The 16,542-nt window shown below is 70.7% G+C and carries 12 protein-coding genes and 1 rRNA gene; 3 read left to right on the top strand and 10 right to left on the bottom strand.

Features of this window, described 5'->3' with window-relative positions; translation table 11 throughout:
* The 4 genes from ACFQ8C_RS01930 to thyX form a co-directional block, all read right to left on the bottom strand.
* Positions 1 to 85, bottom strand: a 16S ribosomal RNA gene (locus ACFQ8C_RS01930); the annotation flags it as partial.
* 491 nt (positions 86 to 576) lie between these two features.
* Positions 577 to 2,262 (bottom strand): ribonuclease J, encoded by a 1,686-nt coding sequence (locus ACFQ8C_RS01925; protein ID WP_383451219.1) that lies wholly within the window; start codon positions 2,260 to 2,262, stop codon positions 577 to 579.
* Positions 2,263 to 2,384: 122 nt separating this feature from the next.
* On the bottom strand, positions 2,385 to 3,284 hold the full coding sequence (gene dapA, locus ACFQ8C_RS01920; RefSeq protein ID WP_383451216.1) for a 4-hydroxy-tetrahydrodipicolinate synthase: 900 nt from the start codon (positions 3,282 to 3,284) through the stop codon (positions 2,385 to 2,387).
* A 178-nt stretch (positions 3,285 to 3,462) separates the two neighbouring features.
* Positions 3,463 to 4,203 (bottom strand): FAD-dependent thymidylate synthase, encoded by a 741-nt coding sequence (gene thyX / locus ACFQ8C_RS01915; protein ID WP_383451213.1) that lies wholly within the window; start codon positions 4,201 to 4,203, stop codon positions 3,463 to 3,465.
* Positions 4,204 to 4,366: 163 nt separating this feature from the next.
* Here thyX and ACFQ8C_RS01910 point away from each other — a divergent pair, with 163 nt between their 5' ends.
* The gene (locus ACFQ8C_RS01910; RefSeq protein ID WP_383451210.1) at positions 4,367 to 4,606 is read left to right on the top strand and encodes a hypothetical protein; all 240 of its coding nucleotides are present in this window, start codon (positions 4,367 to 4,369) and stop codon (positions 4,604 to 4,606) included.
* 54 nt (positions 4,607 to 4,660) lie between these two features.
* Complete coding sequence (locus ACFQ8C_RS01905; RefSeq protein WP_383451208.1) at positions 4,661 to 5,209, top strand: hypothetical protein; 549 nt, start codon at positions 4,661 to 4,663, stop codon at positions 5,207 to 5,209.
* Here the strand turns inward: ACFQ8C_RS01905 and ACFQ8C_RS01900 are convergent.
* The 6 genes from ACFQ8C_RS01900 to eccD all read right to left on the bottom strand — a co-directional run bounded on the left by ACFQ8C_RS01900 (position 5,199) and on the right by eccD (position 12,246).
* On the bottom strand, positions 5,199 to 5,651 hold the full coding sequence (locus tag ACFQ8C_RS01900) for a hypothetical protein (RefSeq protein ID WP_383451205.1): 453 nt from the start codon (positions 5,649 to 5,651) through the stop codon (positions 5,199 to 5,201). The genes ACFQ8C_RS01905 and ACFQ8C_RS01900 overlap by 11 nt on opposite strands.
* Before the next feature lie 5 nt (positions 5,652 to 5,656).
* Positions 5,657 to 6,409, bottom strand: coding sequence for a 4-hydroxy-tetrahydrodipicolinate reductase (gene dapB / locus ACFQ8C_RS01895; RefSeq protein ID WP_383451203.1), 753 nt, complete (start codon positions 6,407 to 6,409; stop codon positions 5,657 to 5,659).
* A 26-nt stretch (positions 6,410 to 6,435) separates the two neighbouring features.
* Positions 6,436 to 7,815 (bottom strand): M16 family metallopeptidase, encoded by a 1,380-nt coding sequence (locus tag ACFQ8C_RS01890; RefSeq protein ID WP_383451200.1) that lies wholly within the window; start codon positions 7,813 to 7,815, stop codon positions 6,436 to 6,438.
* Entirely contained in the window at positions 7,812 to 10,022 is a 2,211-nt protein-coding gene (locus tag ACFQ8C_RS01885) for a polyribonucleotide nucleotidyltransferase (RefSeq protein ID WP_383451198.1), read from the bottom strand. The genes ACFQ8C_RS01890 and ACFQ8C_RS01885 overlap by 4 nt, the downstream gene beginning before the upstream one ends.
* Before the next feature lie 267 nt (positions 10,023 to 10,289).
* On the bottom strand, positions 10,290 to 10,580 hold the full coding sequence (gene rpsO, locus ACFQ8C_RS01880) for a 30S ribosomal protein S15 (RefSeq protein WP_043230508.1): 291 nt from the start codon (positions 10,578 to 10,580) through the stop codon (positions 10,290 to 10,292).
* Positions 10,581 to 10,746: 166 nt separating this feature from the next.
* Positions 10,747 to 12,246, bottom strand: a complete 1,500-nt coding sequence (gene eccD / locus ACFQ8C_RS01875) for a type VII secretion integral membrane protein EccD (RefSeq protein ID WP_383451195.1) — start codon at positions 12,244 to 12,246, stop codon at positions 10,747 to 10,749.
* 328 nt (positions 12,247 to 12,574) lie between these two features.
* Between eccD and eccCa the strand changes: the two genes are divergently transcribed.
* Positions 12,575 to 16,540, top strand: coding sequence for a type VII secretion protein EccCa (gene eccCa / locus ACFQ8C_RS01870; protein WP_383451192.1), 3,966 nt, complete (start codon positions 12,575 to 12,577; stop codon positions 16,538 to 16,540).
* Positions 16,541 to 16,542: the final 2 nt, after the last annotated feature.

Raw genomic sequence — 16,542 nt, 5'->3', positions numbered from 1 at the left:
ACCCCGAAGGGCTTCATCGTTCGACTTGCATGTGTTAAGCACGCCGCCAGCGTTCGTCCTGAGCCAGGATCAAACTCTCCGTGAATGTTTACCCGTAATCGGGTGACACTCGCGTTGAGCGGGACGGTCAAGCCGGAATATGGCCGACCGTCCACAGCGTCCTCGCTGTGTTTTGTTTCAAAGGAACCTCGACCAACCGAAACCGGCTGGACGGGGTATCAACTAATCTGGCGTTGATTTTTGGCACGCTGTTGAGTTCTCAAGGTGCGGACGCTTCCTTCGTTCCTGTTTCCAGGCCCTCCGGGCGCTTCCTTCGTTTCCGACTCTATCAGATCTTTCCGATCCGATTTCCTCGGTGCTTTCCGGTCCTGAGTTTCAATTCCTCGGGGCCTTCCGGCGCTTTCCGACTTTATCAGATGATCTGAGTCGGATTTCCCACCTCCCGTTCGGCCGTCCGGGCGCACTGCGGCGCTGGGGCTTCCCGTTCTGGTGGAGCCGTAAACGTACTGGAGCGGGGCGCCCCGATGCAAATCGAGGCGCCCCGCTCCGTTACCGCGCTGGTCAGGCCCTTCGGGCTCAGACCTCGACGACGACCGGGAGGATCATCGGGCGGCGGCGGTAGGTGTCGGAGACCCACTTGCCGACGATGCGGCGGATCAGCTGCTGGAGCTGGTGGGGCTCGACGACGCCGTCCTGGGCGGACTTGTTCAGCGCCTGCTCGATCTTCGGCAGCACCGCGTCGAAGGCGGAGTCGTCGATGCCGGAGCCGCGCGCGTGGACGTGCGGGCCGCCGGTGATCTTGCCGGTGGAGGAGTCCACCACCAGGAAGACCGAGATGATGCCCTCCTCGCCGAGGATCCGGCGGTCCTTCAGCGAGGACTCGGTGACGTCGCCGACCGAGAGGCCGTCCACGTACACGTATCCCGCCTGGACCTTGCCGGTGATGCGGGCGCGGCCGTCGACCAGGTCGACGACGACGCCGTCCTCGGCGATGACGATGTGGTCCTTCGGGATGCCCGTCATCGCGCCGAGTTCGGCGTTGGCGCGCAGGTGGCGCCACTCGCCGTGGACCGGCATGAGGTTCTTCGGCTTGCAGATGTTGTAGAAGTACAGCAGCTCGCCGGCCGAGGCGTGGCCCGAGACGTGGACCTTGGCGTTGCCCTTGTGGACGACGTTGGCGCCCCAGCGGGTCAGGCCGTTGATCACGCGGTAGACCGCGTTCTCGTTGCCCGGGATGAGCGACGAGGCCAGGATGACCGTGTCGCCGGGGACGATCCGGATCTGGTGGTCGCGGTTGGCCATGCGGGACAGGGCCGCCATCGGCTCGCCCTGGGAACCCGTGCAGACCAGCACGACCTCGTCGTCCGGCAGGTCGTCCAGCGTCTTCACGTCCACGACGAGGCCGGCCGGGACCTTCAGGTAGCCGAGGTCGCGGGCGATGCCCATGTTGCGGACCATCGAGCGGCCGACGAAGGCGACCCGGCGGCCGTACTCGTGGGCGGCGTCGAGGATCTGCTGGATGCGGTGGACGTGGCTGGCGAAGCTCGCCACGATGATCCGCTTCTGGGCGTTGGCGAAGACGTTCCGCAGGACGTTGGAGATGTCCCGCTCGTGCGCCGTGAAGCCCGGGACCTCGGCGTTCGTCGAGTCGGTGAGCAGGAGGTCGATGCCCTCCTCGCTCAGCCGGGCGAAGGCGTGCAGGTCCGTGAGGCGGTTGTCCAGCGGCAGCTGGTCCATCTTGAAGTCGCCGGTGTGGACGACCATGCCCGCGGGGGTGCGGATGGCGACCGCCAGGGCGTCCGGGATGGAGTGGTTGACCGCGATGAACTCGCAGTCGAAGGCGCCGAGACGCTCGCGGTGGCCCTCGGCCACCTCCAGCGTGTACGGGCGGATGCGGTGCTCCTGGAGCTTGGCCTCGATCAGGGCGAGGGTCAGCTTGGAGCCGATGAGGGGGATGTCCTGCCGCAGGCGCAGCAGGTACGGCACGCCACCGATGTGGTCCTCGTGGCCGTGGGTCAGGACGATGCCGACGACATCGTCGATGCGGTCCCGGATGGTGGTGAAGTCGGGCAGGATCAGGTCGACGCCTGGCTGCTCCTCCTCGGGGAAGAGGACGCCGCAGTCGACGATCAGCAGCTTGCCGTCGTACTCGAAGACGGTCATGTTGCGGCCGATCTCGCCCAGGCCGCCGAGCGGGGTGACGCGCAGGGCGCCCTGGGGAAGCTTCGGCGGGGCGCCGAGTTCGGGATGCGGATGGCTCAAAAGACTCTCCTCACCACACGCGCCACGTGCCGTCCGGCACGTGGCGCGCATGACAATCGTGCACTTGCTGTTGTCGGTTGTCGCTGTCTTCAGTTGTCACTGTTCAGTTGTGAAGTCCGGTGTCAGAGGTCTACCCCGCCGGCGGCGAGGTCGACCTTGAGCTGGTCGGTCTCCTGGGCGGAGAGCTCGACGAGCGGGAGGCGCAGCGGGCCGGCCGGGAGGCCCTGGAGGGCGAGCGCGGCCTTGGTGGTCATCACGCCCTGGGTGCGGAACATCCCGGTGTAGACCGGGAGCAGCTTCTGGTGGATCTCGGTGGCCTTCTCGACGTCACCCGAGAGGTGGGCGTCGAGGAGGGCGCGGAGGTCGGGGGTGACGACGTGGCCCACGACGGAGACGAAGCCGACGGCGCCGACCGACAGGAGCGGCAGGTTGAGCATGTCGTCGCCGGAGTACCAGGCGAGGCCGGAGCGGGCGATGGCCCAGCTGGCGCGGCCGAGGTCGCCCTTGGCGTCCTTGTTGGCGACGATCCTGGGGTGCTCGGCGAGCCGGACGAGCGTCTCGGTGTCGATCGGGACGCCGGAGCGGCCGGGGATGTCGTAGAGCATCACGGGCAGGCCGGTGGCGTCGGCGATGGCCGTGAAGTGCCGGTACAGGCCCTCCTGCGGGGGCTTGTTGTAGTACGGCGTGACGGCGAGGAGGCCGTGGGCGCCGTCGCGCTCGGCGGCGCGGGCCAGCTCGATGGAGTGGTGGGTGTCGTTGGTGCCGATGCCGGCGACGACGTGGGCACGGTCTCCGACCGCCTCCAGTACGGCGCGTACGAGCTCCGATTTCTCCGCGTCGCTGGTGGTGGGGGACTCGCCGGTGGTGCCGTTGACGACGAGGCCGTCGTTGCCTGCGTCCACCAGGTGGGTGGCGAGTCGCCGGGCACCGTCGAGGTCGAGAGCGCCGTCCGCCGTGAAGGGCGTGACCATGGCGGTGAGGACCCGCCCGAAGGGGGTCTGCGGAGTGGAGATCGGAGCCATGGGTAACACGCTACTCGCTGCTCAGCGCCGGGTGTCCCCTCGGGGGGACGTGAGAAGAGGAGCCCGGCACTGCCTGCTCGGGGGTTCAAGCAGTGCCGGGTCCGTTTGATCAGCCTAGATGAACTTCACGAAACGTCGCAATACGGACACTTCATGAGAGTGGGCGAACATCTGTGCCCTACGGCGCGACGCGTCCGTTCTTGTTGAAGGCCCCGTGGGTCAGCGGCATCAGCCGGGCCCAGTGCTCCTCCATCTTCTCGCCGACCATCTCGATCTCCCGCTGCGGGAAGGACGGGACCGCGGCCAGCTCGTGCTGGGTGCGCAGGCCGAGGAAGTGCATCAGCGAGCGCGCGTTGCAGGTGGCGTACATCGAGGAGTAGAGGCCGACCGGGAGGACCGCGCGGGCCACCTCGCGGGCGACGCCGGCGGCGAGCATCTCCTGGTACGTGTCGTACGCCTGGCGGTACGAGTCCTCCATCGCGCGGCCGGCCAGCTCGTGCTGGGCGGCGGTGCCCTCGACGAAGACGTACTTGCCCGGACGGCCCTCCTGGACCAGCTTGCGGGAGGCGTCGGGGACGTAGAAGACCGGCTGGAGCTCCCTGTAGCGGCCCGACTCCTCGTTGTACGACCAGCCCACCCGGTGCCGCATGAACTCGCGGAAGACGAAGATCGGGGCGCTGATGAAGAAGGTCATCGAGTTGTGCTCGAAGGGGCTGCCGTGACGGTCCCGCATCAGGAAGTTGATGAGGCCCTTCGAGCGCTCCGGGTCCTTCTGGAGCTCTTCGAGGGACTGCTCCCCCGCCGTGGAGACCCGGGCCGCCCACAGGACGTCGGAGTCGGCCGCGGCGCTCTTGACCAGTTCGACGGTGACGTCGCTCCTGAGGTCGAACTTCGCCGTCTCGGTGGGGGTGTCGGTCACCAGGAGTACCTTCCGGTCGTCTGTGGGGCGGGCCAAGGTTAGCGCGAGTCCGTCTGAAGGATGAGATTGGGCCGCTTCGGTGAAAAACGGCACCAAACCCTCGGTTCGATCGTCTGTACAGATGAGATGAGGCGCAGGACGACCACCGAGGAGAGTGACATCCATGTACAGGCGGGATGAGGCCGTACCGTTCGCGTTCGTGGCGGAGGCCGACGAGTTCCGCAGTAACGTCACTCCCCCACCTCGGGAGCGGCTCCGGCCCGGGCAGGTCGTCGGGCGTACGCTGCTCGGACTGACCGTCGCCGCCGGACTCGTGGGCGCCCTGGTCCTCGGGATGCCGTCTCTCGACAGCACGGACTCCCCCGCGCACCGGCAGCAGTCCGAAGCCTCCGACAACCGCTGAGGTAGCCTCACCGGGCATCGCCCCTTCGAGCGTGCTTGTGAGTGAGGAACCGCCGTGCCCCTGCCCTTCCTGACGGCCGACCGTGCCTTCGACACCGCCGATGCCGTCGCGCTGCCGTTCGACGACCACGACCAGTGGCGCCGTCCGTACCGTCCGGGGCCCTACCGGGTCGGTGCGGCGGCGCTCGCGCTGCTGCTCGCCTCTTTCGTCCTGCTCGCCGCGGTGATCATCGCCGCCGCCGGAGCCGTCGGCGGAGCGCTCGTCACCCTCGGCTTCGCCGTGCTGATCATCCTGGCCGCGCTGCGCCTGCTGCGCATGGGCACCTGGGTGAGCCGCGCGGGGGTGCGCCGGGTCGGCTTCCTCACCACCGGCACCACGCCCTGGGCCAAGGTGGCCGCCGTCCGCACCGCGCAGCAGCCGGTGCGCTGGCTGAACCTCCCCCGGACGGTCCAGGGCCAGGCCCTCCTCCTCGACCGGACGGCCGGTGAGCAGCTGGTGCTGCTCACCGACCACAACGCCGACTTCCTCTCCCGGATCGAGGCCTTCGACCGGGCCGCCGACACCGTCGAGGCGTGGCACGCCGAGTACGGCGTCAGGCGCTGACCGTCCGGCCCTCGTGGAGGGAGATGGCCCGCTGCATCGCCTGGCGGGCCCGCGGGGTGTCCCTGGCGTCGTGATAGGCGACCGCCAGCCGGAACCAGCAGCGCCAGTCCTCCGGCGTCTCCTCCGTCTCGGCCTTGCGCCGGGCGAAGACCTCGTCCGCGGAGTCGCGGTCGATCCGGCCGCCCTCGGTGCGCTTCAGCTCGTCGACGGGCAGCCCGCCCTCGGCCTCCAGCTCCGCCGCCAGCCGGTTGGCCCGCCGCGCGAAGCTGGTGTTCTTCCACAGGAACCAGCCGCCGACGCCCGGCAGCAGGAACGCCACCGCGCCCATGCCCATGGCCGCCGGCTCGCCGGTCAGGAGGAGCAGGACGCCCTCCATCGCCACCACCCCGAAGACCAGCACGAGGACGGTGGCGAGGAAGACGTACGTGATCTTGCCGCCCATGACCGTCAGCCCAGGTCCAGGAAGTGCTCCAGGCCGAACGTGAGGCCCGGGGTGCTCACCACGCGGCGAGCACCGAGCAGCACGCCCGGCATGAAGCTGGAGTGGTGCAGCGAGTCGTGGCGGACGGTGAGCGTCTCGCCCTCGCTTCCGAGCAGCACCTCCTGGTGGGCCAGGAGGCCCCGGAGCCGTACCGCGTGGACCGGCACGCCGTCCACGTCCGCGCCGCGGGCCCCGTCGAGGGCGGTCGCGGTGGCGTCCGGCTGGGCGCCGAGGCCGGCCTCGGCACGGGCCTTGGCGATCAGCTGGGCGGTGCGGGTGGCGGTGCCGGAGGGGGCGTCCACCTTGTTCGGGTGGTGCAGCTCGACGACCTCGACGGACTCGAAGTACGGGGCCGCGAGCTGCGCGAACCTCATGGTGAGGACCGCGCCGATGGAGAAGTTCGGGGCGATGAGGACGCCGGTCTCCGGGGAGGCGGCGAGCCATCCGTCCAGCCGCGCGAGGCGGTCCTCGGTCCAGCCGGTGGTGCCGACGACGGCGTGGATGCCGTGGCCGACGCAGTACTCCAGGTTGGCCATGACCGAGTCGGGGGTGGTCAGCTCGACGACGACCTGGGCACCCGCCTCGGCGAGGGCCCCCAGCTCGTCGCCGCGGCCCAGGGCCGCGACCAGCTCCATGTCCTCGGCGGCCTCGACCGCCCTGACGGCCTCGGAGCCGATACGGCCCCGGGCACCGAGGACCGCCACGCGCAGCTTGCTCATCGCACTTCTTCCTTAGGGGATGGAGGTCAGGAGACGGCCTGGTGGAGGCGGTCCGCCTGCTTGTCCTTCAGCGGGCCTATCACCGAGAGCGAGGGCCGCTGGGTCAGCACGTCACGGGCCACCTCGCGGACCTCGTCCGGGGTGACGGCCGCGATCCGGCCCAGCATGTCGTCGACCGACATCTGGGTGCCCCAGCACAGCTCGCTCTTGCCGATGCGGTTCATGATCGCGCCGGTGTCCTCCAGACCGAGGACGGTGGAGCCGGAGAGCTGGCCGACGGCGCGGGTGATCTCCTCGTCCGTGAGGCCCTCGGCGGCGACCTTGGCGAGCTCGTCCCGGCAGATCCGCAGCACGTCGTGGACCTGGCCGGGGCGGCAGCCCGCGTAGACGCCGAAGAGACCGCAGTCGGCGAAGCCCGAGGTGTACGAGTACACGCTGTAGGCCAGGCCGCGCTTCTCCCGGACCTCCTGGAAGAGGCGGGAGGACATGCCGCCGCCGAGCGCGGTGTTCAGCACGCCGAGCGCCCAGCGGCGCTCGTCGGTGCGGGCCAGGCCGGGCATGCCGAGGACGACGTGCGCCTGCTCGGTCTTCCGGCCCAGCAGCTCGACCCGGCCGGCCGTGCGGATGGTCTTCCGCCCGTCGCGCGGGGCGATCGGGGCGGCGTCGGTGCGGGTCAGGGCCCCGGCGCGCTCGAAGGCGCGGCGGACCTGGCGCACCACCGTGGCGTGGTCGACGTTGCCCGCGGCGGCGACGACCAGATGGGTCGGGTCGTAGTGCTTCTTGTAGAAGCGGGCGATCTGACCGCGGGAGAGCGCGTTGATCGTGTCGACGGTGCCGAGGACCGGGCGGCCCAGCGGGGTGTCGCCGAACATGGTCTGCGCGAAGAGGTCGTGCACCACGTCACCGGGGTCGTCCTCGGTCATCGCGATCTCCTCGAGGATCACGCCGCGCTCGGCGTCCACGTCGGAGTCGAGGATGAGCGAGCCCGTGAGCATGTCGCAGACGACGTCGATCGCCAGCGGCAGGTCGGTGTCGAGGACCCGTGCGTAGTAGCAGGTGTACTCCTTCGCCGTGAAGGCGTTCATCTCGCCGCCGACCGCGTCGATCGCGGAGGAGATGTCGAGGGCGGACCGCTTGGCGGTGCCCTTGAAGAGGAGGTGCTCCAGATAGTGGGTGGCGCCGTTGAGCGCCGGCGTCTCGTCGCGGGAGCCGACGTGGGCCCAGATGCCGAAGGTCGCGGAGCGCACCGAGGGAAGGGTCTCGGTGACGACGCGGAGGCCGCCGGGGAGCGTCGTGCGGCGGACGGTGCCGATGCCGTCCTTGCCCGGGAGAAGCGTTTGGGTACGGGCGACGGCCCGCCCCTCGGAGGAGGGGCGGGCCGTCGTCACGGGACTACGGGACGTCACGAGGAGGCGTCGTCCTTCTTCTCGTCCTCGCCCTCGATCACGGGGATCAGGGAGAGCTTGCCGCGCTGGTCGATCTCGGCGATCTCGACCTGGACCTTGGAGCCGATCGCGAGCACGTCCTCGACGTTCTCCACGCGCTTGCCACCGGCGAGCTTGCGGATCTGCGAGATGTGCAGCAGGCCGTCCTTGCCCGGGAGCAGGGAGACGAAGGCACCGAAGGTGGTGGTCTTGACGACCGTACCCAGGTAGCGCTCGCCGACCTCCGGCATGGTCGGGTTGGCGATGCCGTTGATCGTGGCGCGGGCGGCCTCGGCGGCCGGGCCGTCGGCGGCACCGATGTAGATGGTGCCGTCGTCCTCGATCGTGATCTCGGCGCCGGTGTCCTCCTGGATCTGGTTGATCATCTTGCCCTTGGGGCCGATGACCTCGCCGATCTTGTCCACGGGGATCTTGACGGTGATGATCCGCGGGGCGTTGGGGGACATCTCGTCCGGCGTGTCGATCGCTTCCATCATCACGTCGAGGATGTGGAGGCGGGCGTCGCGGGCCTGCTTGAGGGCCGCGGCCAGGACGGAGGCCGGGATGCCGTCCAGCTTGGTGTCGAGCTGGAGGGCGGTGACGAACTCCTTCGTACCGGCGACCTTGAAGTCCATGTCGCCGAAGGCGTCCTCCGCACCGAGGATGTCGGTGAGGGCGACGTAGTGCGTCTCGCCGTTGATCTCCTGGGAGATCAGGCCCATGGCGATGCCGGCGACGGGGGCCTTGAGCGGCACACCGGCGTTCAGCAGCGACATGGTGGAGGCGCAGACCGAGCCCATCGACGTCGAGCCGTTGGAGCCGAGGGCCTCGGACACCTGGCGGATCGCGTAGGGGAACTCCTCGCGGGTCGGGAGGACCGGCACGATCGCGCGCTCGGCGAGCGCGCCGTGGCCGATCTCGCGACGCTTCGGGGAGCCGACGCGGCCGGTCTCGCCGACGGAGTACGGCGGGAAGTTGTAGTTGTGCATGTACCGCTTGCGGGTCACCGGGGAGAGGGTGTCCAGCTGCTGCTCCATACGGAGCATGTTGAGGGTGGTGACGCCCAGGATCTGGGTCTCGCCACGCTCGAACAGGGCGGAGCCGTGCACGCGCGGGATGGCCTCGACCTCGGCGGCGAGCGTACGGATGTCCGTGACGCCGCGGCCGTCGATGCGGACCTTGTCCTTGATGACGCGCTCGCGGACCAGGGCCTTGGTCAGGGAGCGGTACGCGGCGGAGATCTCCTTCTCGCGGCCCTCGAAGGCCGGGAGGAGCTTCTCGGCGGCGAGCTCCTTGACGCGGTCGAGCTCGGCCTCGCGGTCCTGCTTGCCGGCGATGGTGAGCGCCTGGGCCAGCTCGCCGCGGACGGCGTTGGAGAGCGCGGCGTACACGTCGTCCTGGTAGTCCAGGAAGATCGGGAACTCGCCCTCGGGCTTGGCGGCCTTGGCGGCGAGGTCCGACTGCGCCTTGCACAGGACCTTGATGAACGGCTTCGCGGCATCGAGGCCGGCGGCGACGATCTCCTCGGTCGGCGCCTCGGCGCCGCCCTCGACGAGCTGGATGGTCTTGTCGGTGGCCTCGGCCTCGACCATCATGATCGCGACGTCGCCGTCCTCCAGGACGCGGCCCGCGACGACCATGTCGAAGACGGCGTCCTCGAGCTCGGTGTGCGTCGGGAAGGCGACCCACTGGCCGCGGATCAGCGCGACGCGGACGCCGCCGATCGGGCCGGAGAAGGGCAGGCCGGCCAGCTGCGTGGACGCGGACGCGGCGTTGATCGCGACGACGTCGTACAGGTGGTCGGGGTTGAGCGCCATGATCGTGGCGACGACCTGGATCTCGTTGCGCAGGCCCTTCTTGAAGGACGGGCGCAGCGGGCGGTCGATCAGGCGACAGGTGAGGATGGCGTCCTCGGAGGGACGGCCCTCACGGCGGAAGAAGGAGCCGGGGATCTTGCCGGCCGCGTACATCCGCTCCTCGACGTCCACCGTGAGGGGGAAGAAGTCGAGCTGGTCCTTGGGGCGCTTGGAGGCGGTGGTCGCCGACAGCACCATGGTGTCGTCGTCGAGGTAGGCGACGGCGGAGCCGGCGGCCTGGCGGGCCAGACGGCCCGTCTCGAAGCGGATGGTGCGGGTGCCGAAGGAGCCGTTGTCGATGACGGCCTCGGCGTAGTGGGTCTCGTTCTCCACTAGTGGTTTCTCCTACGTTCGTCTTTGGTCCGTGCGCCCGTGTGGCGCGGGACGGGTGCGGGAGAAGCGCTGAATGGGCGGGCCGGTCTTCGATCGGAGCACCCGGAATCGGGTCCGGGGGCCACTACCGAGGACCGGCGGCGTGCCGGCTGCTTCTCGCGCGGGTCGTGGCGTTCTGCGACCAGAGTAATTGCCGGTCGGTACTTCGCGCACGTACAGCAAAGGGAGCGGCCCCCTGAAAGTGGGAACCGCTCCCTCCACGGCGTCTTACTTGGCGCCGCCGGCCGCACCGCGGCGGATGCCGAGGCGGTCGACCAGCGTACGGAAGCGCTGGATGTCCTTCTTGGCCAGGTACTGCAGCAGACGGCGGCGCTGACCGACCAGGATCAGCAGACCACGACGGGAGTGGTGGTCGTGCTTGTGGGTCTTGAGGTGCTCGGTCAGGTCCGAGATGCGGCGGGACAGCATGGCGACCTGGACCTCGGGGGAGCCGGTGTCGCCCTCCTTGGTGCCGAACTCGGTCATGATCTGCTTCTTGACGGCGGCGTCGAGAGCCACGCGGTTCTCCTCAGGTTTCGTGCCCACGAGTGCCCCTGGTCTACATCTCAGGGGAGCTTCCATGACTCGGGAGCGAAGGTCCGATGAGCGCTGCTCCCCGAGGCGGGATCTCGCCTGCTTCCGGGAGCGCGCACACAAACGGCCGTCACACAGCGTACCAGGCGGCTCAGGAGGTCAGCGCCCGGATGGAGTGGTAGACGTCGAAGACCGCGAGGCAGAGCGGCAGCAGCGTGAGCAGCACGAAGGTCTCGGCGATCTCCAGGAAGCGGCCCCAGAAGGGGGTGACGCCCTTGCGCGGGACGATCAGGCCGACGGCCGTGAGCAGCGCGGCGACGGCGGCGATGGCGGCGGAGAGCCAGACCGTACGGATGTCGAGCGCGGTGCCGTCGCCCTTCAGGGCCTCCAGGAGGAGCTCGACGGGCGGGTTCAGGGCGAGGCCGAGGCCGAGCAGGACCAGCGAGCCGAGGCCGGCCGCGAGGGCGCAGCCGACCTGCGCGGTGTAGCGGAACAGGTGGGCGCGCATCAGCATCGCGACGCCGGTGGCGAGGGCGAGGAGCTGGCCCCACACGGTGTCGGAGAAGCCGAGGACGGCGGCGGAGCCGACGGCGACCAGCGCGCAGCCGCCGACGAGGCCGACGAGCAGCTCGTGGCCGCGGCGGGCCTGGGCGGCGATCCGGGCGGCGTCGACCGGCCCCTGGGGCTCGGTGTCGGAGCCGTATCCGCCGACGTTCGTCCGGGGCGGCTCGAAGCCGATGGGGAGGCGGGCGAAACGGGTGGAGAGGCCGGGCAGGAACGCGAGCGCGCCGACGGCGAAGGGGGCGCAGACGGCCGCGGTCTCCGCCGGGGTGAGCTCGGTGAGGATGGCCGCGAAGCCGACCAGCACGCCGACGGTGGAGGCGAAGACGAAGGCGACGAAGGGGCCGTCCCCGCCGGGCGACACGATCGTGAGGATCACGGCGCAGACGAGGACGGCGGTGCAGGCCAGCAGGAACTGGAGTCTGCCGATGCCCTGGCCGTCGGCGAGGGCGAGCAGTCCGGAGCCGGCGACGGCGGCGTTCGCCATCGCGCCGGTGCCGAGGGCCACGGCGGAGCCGCGGTCGTCGTAGACGCGGGCCCGGACGGCGGCGAGCGCGAGGAGCAGGACGGCGGTGACGGCGGCCAGGATGCCGGCCAGGCCGTGCATGTCGTGGCGGGGCTCGGCCGTCCACAGCACGAAGGCGAGCAGGACGAGGAGGATCGAGCCGCCGAAGAGGCCGGCGCCGCGCATCAGGGCGTCGGACCACAGGGTGCGGTCCTTGGAGACGGCGGAGGCGACCGCGTCGGACACGTCGTCGAAGACGGCCGGGGGCAGCGACTCGGCGAAGGGGCGCAGCGACAGCAGCTCGCCGTCGAGGACGCGCTGGGCGGCCAGCGAGCGGCTGCCGTCGAGGACGGTGCCGTCGCGGCGCACCAGGTGGTACCCGACGGGGGCGCCCGGGGCCGGGGTCTGGCCGGAGAGGCGGAGCACCTCCGGGTAGAGGTCGGCGAGCGCGACGTCCTCGGGGAGTGCGACGTCGACGCGGCCGTCGGGCGCGACGACGGTGATCCGGCAGAAGCCGGTGCCGCCGTGGAACACGGTGGTGGGAGCCGACTGGCCGGCTCCGCCGGCCGTGGCTGGGGCCGTCATACTCACCTGCTGCTTCCCCTCGTGGTGATCCTGTCCGGCGGGTCCGGGCCGGCGGCCCGGGAGCACGCCGGCGGTCATGGACCGCGGGTCCCCGGCCGGCGGCGCGGGAGCGCGTCGGCGGTCGGGGACCGCGGGTCCCGCGCGGTGCGGATATTGCGCTCCGAATGACCCGATTTTTGCGATAGTTCATGGCCACGCAAAGATTTCGGGCCACCCTACCGCCCACCCGTGACCCCGCACCAAAGTAGGATCCCTCCCCGCGGATGGATCCCTTCGCCACGGGGGCGTCTAGAGGAACTTTCCGTCCGGCAACGGAAATTGGTGAGCTGTGAGCCAGATCGTCGTCAAGCGCCCACCGCGGGCCCTGCCGTCCGAAGTGCCTGACGAGCAGGTGCAGTTGCAACCCCCTCCGGAGCTGCCCCGCGGGCAGCAGGAGGGTGCCCTCATGCAGCTCCTGCCGATGCTCGGCATGGGCGGTTCCGTGGTGTTCTTCTTCATGACGCCGAACCCGATCATGCGGATCATGGGCATGGTGATGATCGCGTCGACGGTGGCCATGGCCATCGCGATGCTGGTCCGCTACCGGCGGGGCACCCAGGGGCAGCTCGCGGACCTGCGGCGCGACTACCTGAAGTACCTGACGCAGACGCGGCGCGCCGTGCTGCGGACCGCGCGGCTCCAGCGGGACGCGCAGTACTACCTGCACCCCTCGCCCGAGCAGCTGTGGGCGCTGGTGGCCGAGGGCAGCCGGGTCTGGGAGCGGCGCGTCGGCGACGGCGACTTCGGACAGGTCCGGGTGGGCCTGGGCAGCCAGCAGCTGGCGACGCCGCTGATCGCCCCCGAGACGGCGCCGGTGGACGAGCTCGAACCGCTGACCGCCGGCGCGATGCAGCAGTTCCTCACCGCGCACGGCACTCTGGACGGCCTCCCGATGGCCGTCTCGCTGCGCGCCTTCTACCACCTCACGGTGACCGGGGAGCCGGAGGCCGCCCGGTCGACGGCCCGCGCCATGGTGGGCTCGCTGGCGGCGCTCCACTCCCCCGAGGACATGGTCATCGTCGTCGCCACCGGTGACGGCGCCGCCCCGGCGTGGGAGTGGACGAAGTGGCTGCCGCACGTGCAGGCCCCGGGCCCCGGCGACGGGGCGGGCAGCCGGCGGCTGATCACGACGGACGCGCGGGAGCTGGAGGACCTGGTCGCCGGACGCCTGGACGGGCGGCCCCGCTTCCAGGGCCCCAACCACCCGCTGCTCGACTTCCCGCACCTCGTGGTGGTGCTCGACGGGCAGTCGGTCCCGCAGACCTCGCCGCTGGCCGCGCCGGAGGGCATCCAGGGCGTGACGATCATCGAGGTCGTGCCGGGCCGGGGCGCCGGCACCCGCGGCGACCTGTCCGTGGTCGTGGAGGGCGGGGCGCTGCGCCTCGAGTCGGGGCACGGGCACGTGTACGACGGCACCCCGGACGAGCTGAGCCTGGACGCGGCGGAGGCGCTCGCCCGCCAGCTGGCGCCGCTGCGGATGGCGGGCGGTTCGGACGACGACGAGCCGCTCCTCGCCAACCTCGACTTCACCGACCTGCTCAACCTCGGCGACGCGGCCTCGGTCGACGTCAGCCGCACCTGGCGTCCCCGGTCCCGGTCGGAGCGGCTGCGCGTCCCGATCGGCGTCGGCGAGGACGGCGTCCCCGTGATGCTGGACCTCAAGGAGGCGGCGCAGGAGGGCATGGGCCCGCACGGCCTGTGCGTGGGCGCGACCGGCTCCGGCAAGTCGGAGCTGCTGCGCACGCTGGTCCTCGGTCTCGCGGTGACGCACTCCTCCGAGACGCTGAACTTCGTCCTCGCGGACTTCAAGGGCGGTGCCACCTTCGCGGGCATGTCCCAGATGCCGCACGTGGCCGCGGTGATCACCAACCTGGCGGACGACCTCACGCTGGTGGACCGCATGGGCGACTCCATCCGCGGTGAGCTCAACCGGCGCCAGGAGATGCTGCGCGACGCGGGCAACTACGCGAACATCCACGACTACGAGAAGGCGCGCGCGGCCGGCGCACCGCTCCAGCCGATCCCCTCGCTCGTCCTCGTCATCGACGAGTTCTCCGAGCTGCTGACGGCGATGCCGGACTTCATCGAGATGTTCGTGCAGATCGGCCGCATCGGCCGTTCGCTCGGCGTGCACCTGCTGCTGGCCTCGCAGCGCCTGGAGGAGGGCCGGCTGCGCGGCCTGGAGACGTACCTCTCCTACCGGATCGGTCTGCGGACCTTCTCGGCGGCCGAGTCGCGGGCGGCGATCGGTGTGCCCGACGCGTACTCGCTGCCGAACGTGCCGGGTTCGGGCTACCTGAAGTACGGCACCGACGAGATGGTGCGGTTCAAGGCCGCGTACGTCTCCGGCACGTACCGCACCAACCAGCACGCCGCGCTGCCCGGCGGGCCGCTGCCGGTGGACCGGCGGCCGGTGCCCTTCACCGCGGCTCCGGTGCCGGTGGCCTATCTGGAGCCGGAGGCGCAGGCACGCGTGCCCGAGGCGCGGGCGGCCGAGGACGACGCGCTGGCCGACTCGGTGCTCGACGTGATCGTGCGCCGCCTGGAGGGGCGCGGTGTCGAGGCGCACCAGGTGTGGCTGCCGCCGCTGGACAACCCGCCGGCGCTCGACTCGGTCCTCCCGGGGCTCGCGGGCGTGGAGGGCCGGGGGCTCACCCAGCCCGGTTACGAGGGCGCGGGCCGGCTCGTCGTACCGCTGGGCGTCGTCGACAAGCCGTACGAGCAGCGCCGTGACACGCTCTACCGGGACTTCTCCGGCGCGGCCGGCCACATGCAGATCGTCGGCGGTCCGCAGTCCGGCAAGTCGACGCTGCTGCGGACGCTCATCTCGGCCTTCGCGCTGACGCACACGCCGCACGAGGTGCAGTTCTACGGCCTCGACTTCGGTGGCGGCGGCATGGCCTCGGTCGCCGGCCTGCCGCACGTCGGCGGGGTGGCGTCCCGGCTCGACCCCGAGCGGGTGCGGCGTACGGTCGCCGAGGTCTACGGCATCCTGTCGCGGCGCGAGGAGTACTTCCGCAGCGCGGGCGTCGACTCGATCGCGACCTTCCGCCGGCTGCGGGCGCGCGGCGACATCTCGGTGGCCGAGCAGCCGTGGGGCGACGTCTTCCTGGTGATCGACGGCTGGGGCAACTTCCGCACCGAGTACGAGGGGCTGGAGCCGGCCGTCGTGGACATCGCGGCCCGCGGCCTCGGCTACGGCATCCACGTGATCATCACGGCCTCCCGCTCCATGGAGGTCCGCGCCAACCTCAAGGACCATCTGATGAACCGGCTGGAACTCCGGCTGGGCGACACGATGGACTCCGAGCTGGACCGCAAGATCGCCGCCAACGTGCCGACCGGGGTCCCCGGCCGGGGTCTGACGCCCGAGAAGCTGCACTTCATGGCGGCCGTCCCGCGCATCGACGGCATCAGCTCCGACAGCGACCTCGCCGAGGCGACGGCCGCGATGACGCAGGAGGTCACCCGGCACTGGACGGCGCCGGGCGCGCCCGAGGTGCGGCTGCTGCCGCGCGAGCTGGACGTGCGCACGCTGCCGGCGGGCTACGCGGAGCCGCAGCGCGGTGTCGCGTTCGCCATCGACGAGAACAACCTGGAGCCGGTCTTCGTCGACTTCGACCGCGACCCCTTCTTCCTGGTGTTCGGCGAGAGCGAGTCGGGCAAGTCGAACCTGCTGCGGCTGATGATCAAGCAGATCACGGAGCGGTACGACGGGGCCTCGGCGAAGTTCTTCGTGATCGACAACCGGCGCGCGCTGCTCGACGTGACCCCGGCGAGCCACCTCGCCGAGTACGTGCCCATGTCCAACAACATGGAGCACCACGTCGACGCCCTCGCCGACCTGATGCGCCGCCGCTCGCCGTCGGCGGACGTCACGGCCCAGCAGCTGCGGGACCGCAGCTGGTGGTCGGGGCCGAACCTCTTCGTGGTCGTCGACGACTACGACCTGGTCTCCACGTCGAGCGGCAACCCGCTGTCGAAGCTGACGGAGATGCTGCCGTTCGCCCGCGACGTCGGTGTCCGCTTCATCATCGCCCGCAGCGCGGCGGGCGCCAGCCGCTCGGCGTACGAGTCGTTCATGCAGCGGATGATGGAACTCGGCGCCCAGGGCGTCCTCCTCTCCGGAGACCCGCAGGAGGGCGACGTCCTCGGCGGCGTCCGCATGCGCCCCATGCCCCCGGGCCGCGGCATCTACGTCTCGCGCCAGCGCGGGAACCCGCTGGTGCAGACGGGGCGGATGCCGGAACTGTGAGC

The organism is Streptomyces sp. NPDC056503 (assembly GCF_042794995.1).
Taxonomy (GTDB): domain Bacteria; phylum Actinomycetota; class Actinomycetes; order Streptomycetales; family Streptomycetaceae; genus Streptomyces.
This window is presented reverse-complemented; position numbering and strand designations above follow the sequence as displayed.

Excerpts from the sequence above, each read along its gene's own strand:
- ACFQ8C_RS01900 (WP_383451205.1), bottom strand. The coding sequence starts at position 5,651 with ATGGGCGGCAAGATCACGTACGTCTTCCTCGCCACCGTCCTCGTGCTG.
- eccD (WP_383451195.1), bottom strand. The coding sequence starts at position 12,246 with ATGACGGCCCCAGCCACGGCCGGCGGAGCCGGCCAGTCGGCTCCCACC.
- ACFQ8C_RS01910 (WP_383451210.1), top strand. The coding sequence starts at position 4,367 with ATGTACAGGCGGGATGAGGCCGTACCGTTCGCGTTCGTGGCGGAGGCC.
- dapB (WP_383451203.1), bottom strand. The coding sequence starts at position 6,409 with ATGAGCAAGCTGCGCGTGGCGGTCCTCGGTGCCCGGGGCCGTATCGGC.
- dapA (WP_383451216.1), bottom strand. The coding sequence starts at position 3,284 with ATGGCTCCGATCTCCACTCCGCAGACCCCCTTCGGGCGGGTCCTCACC.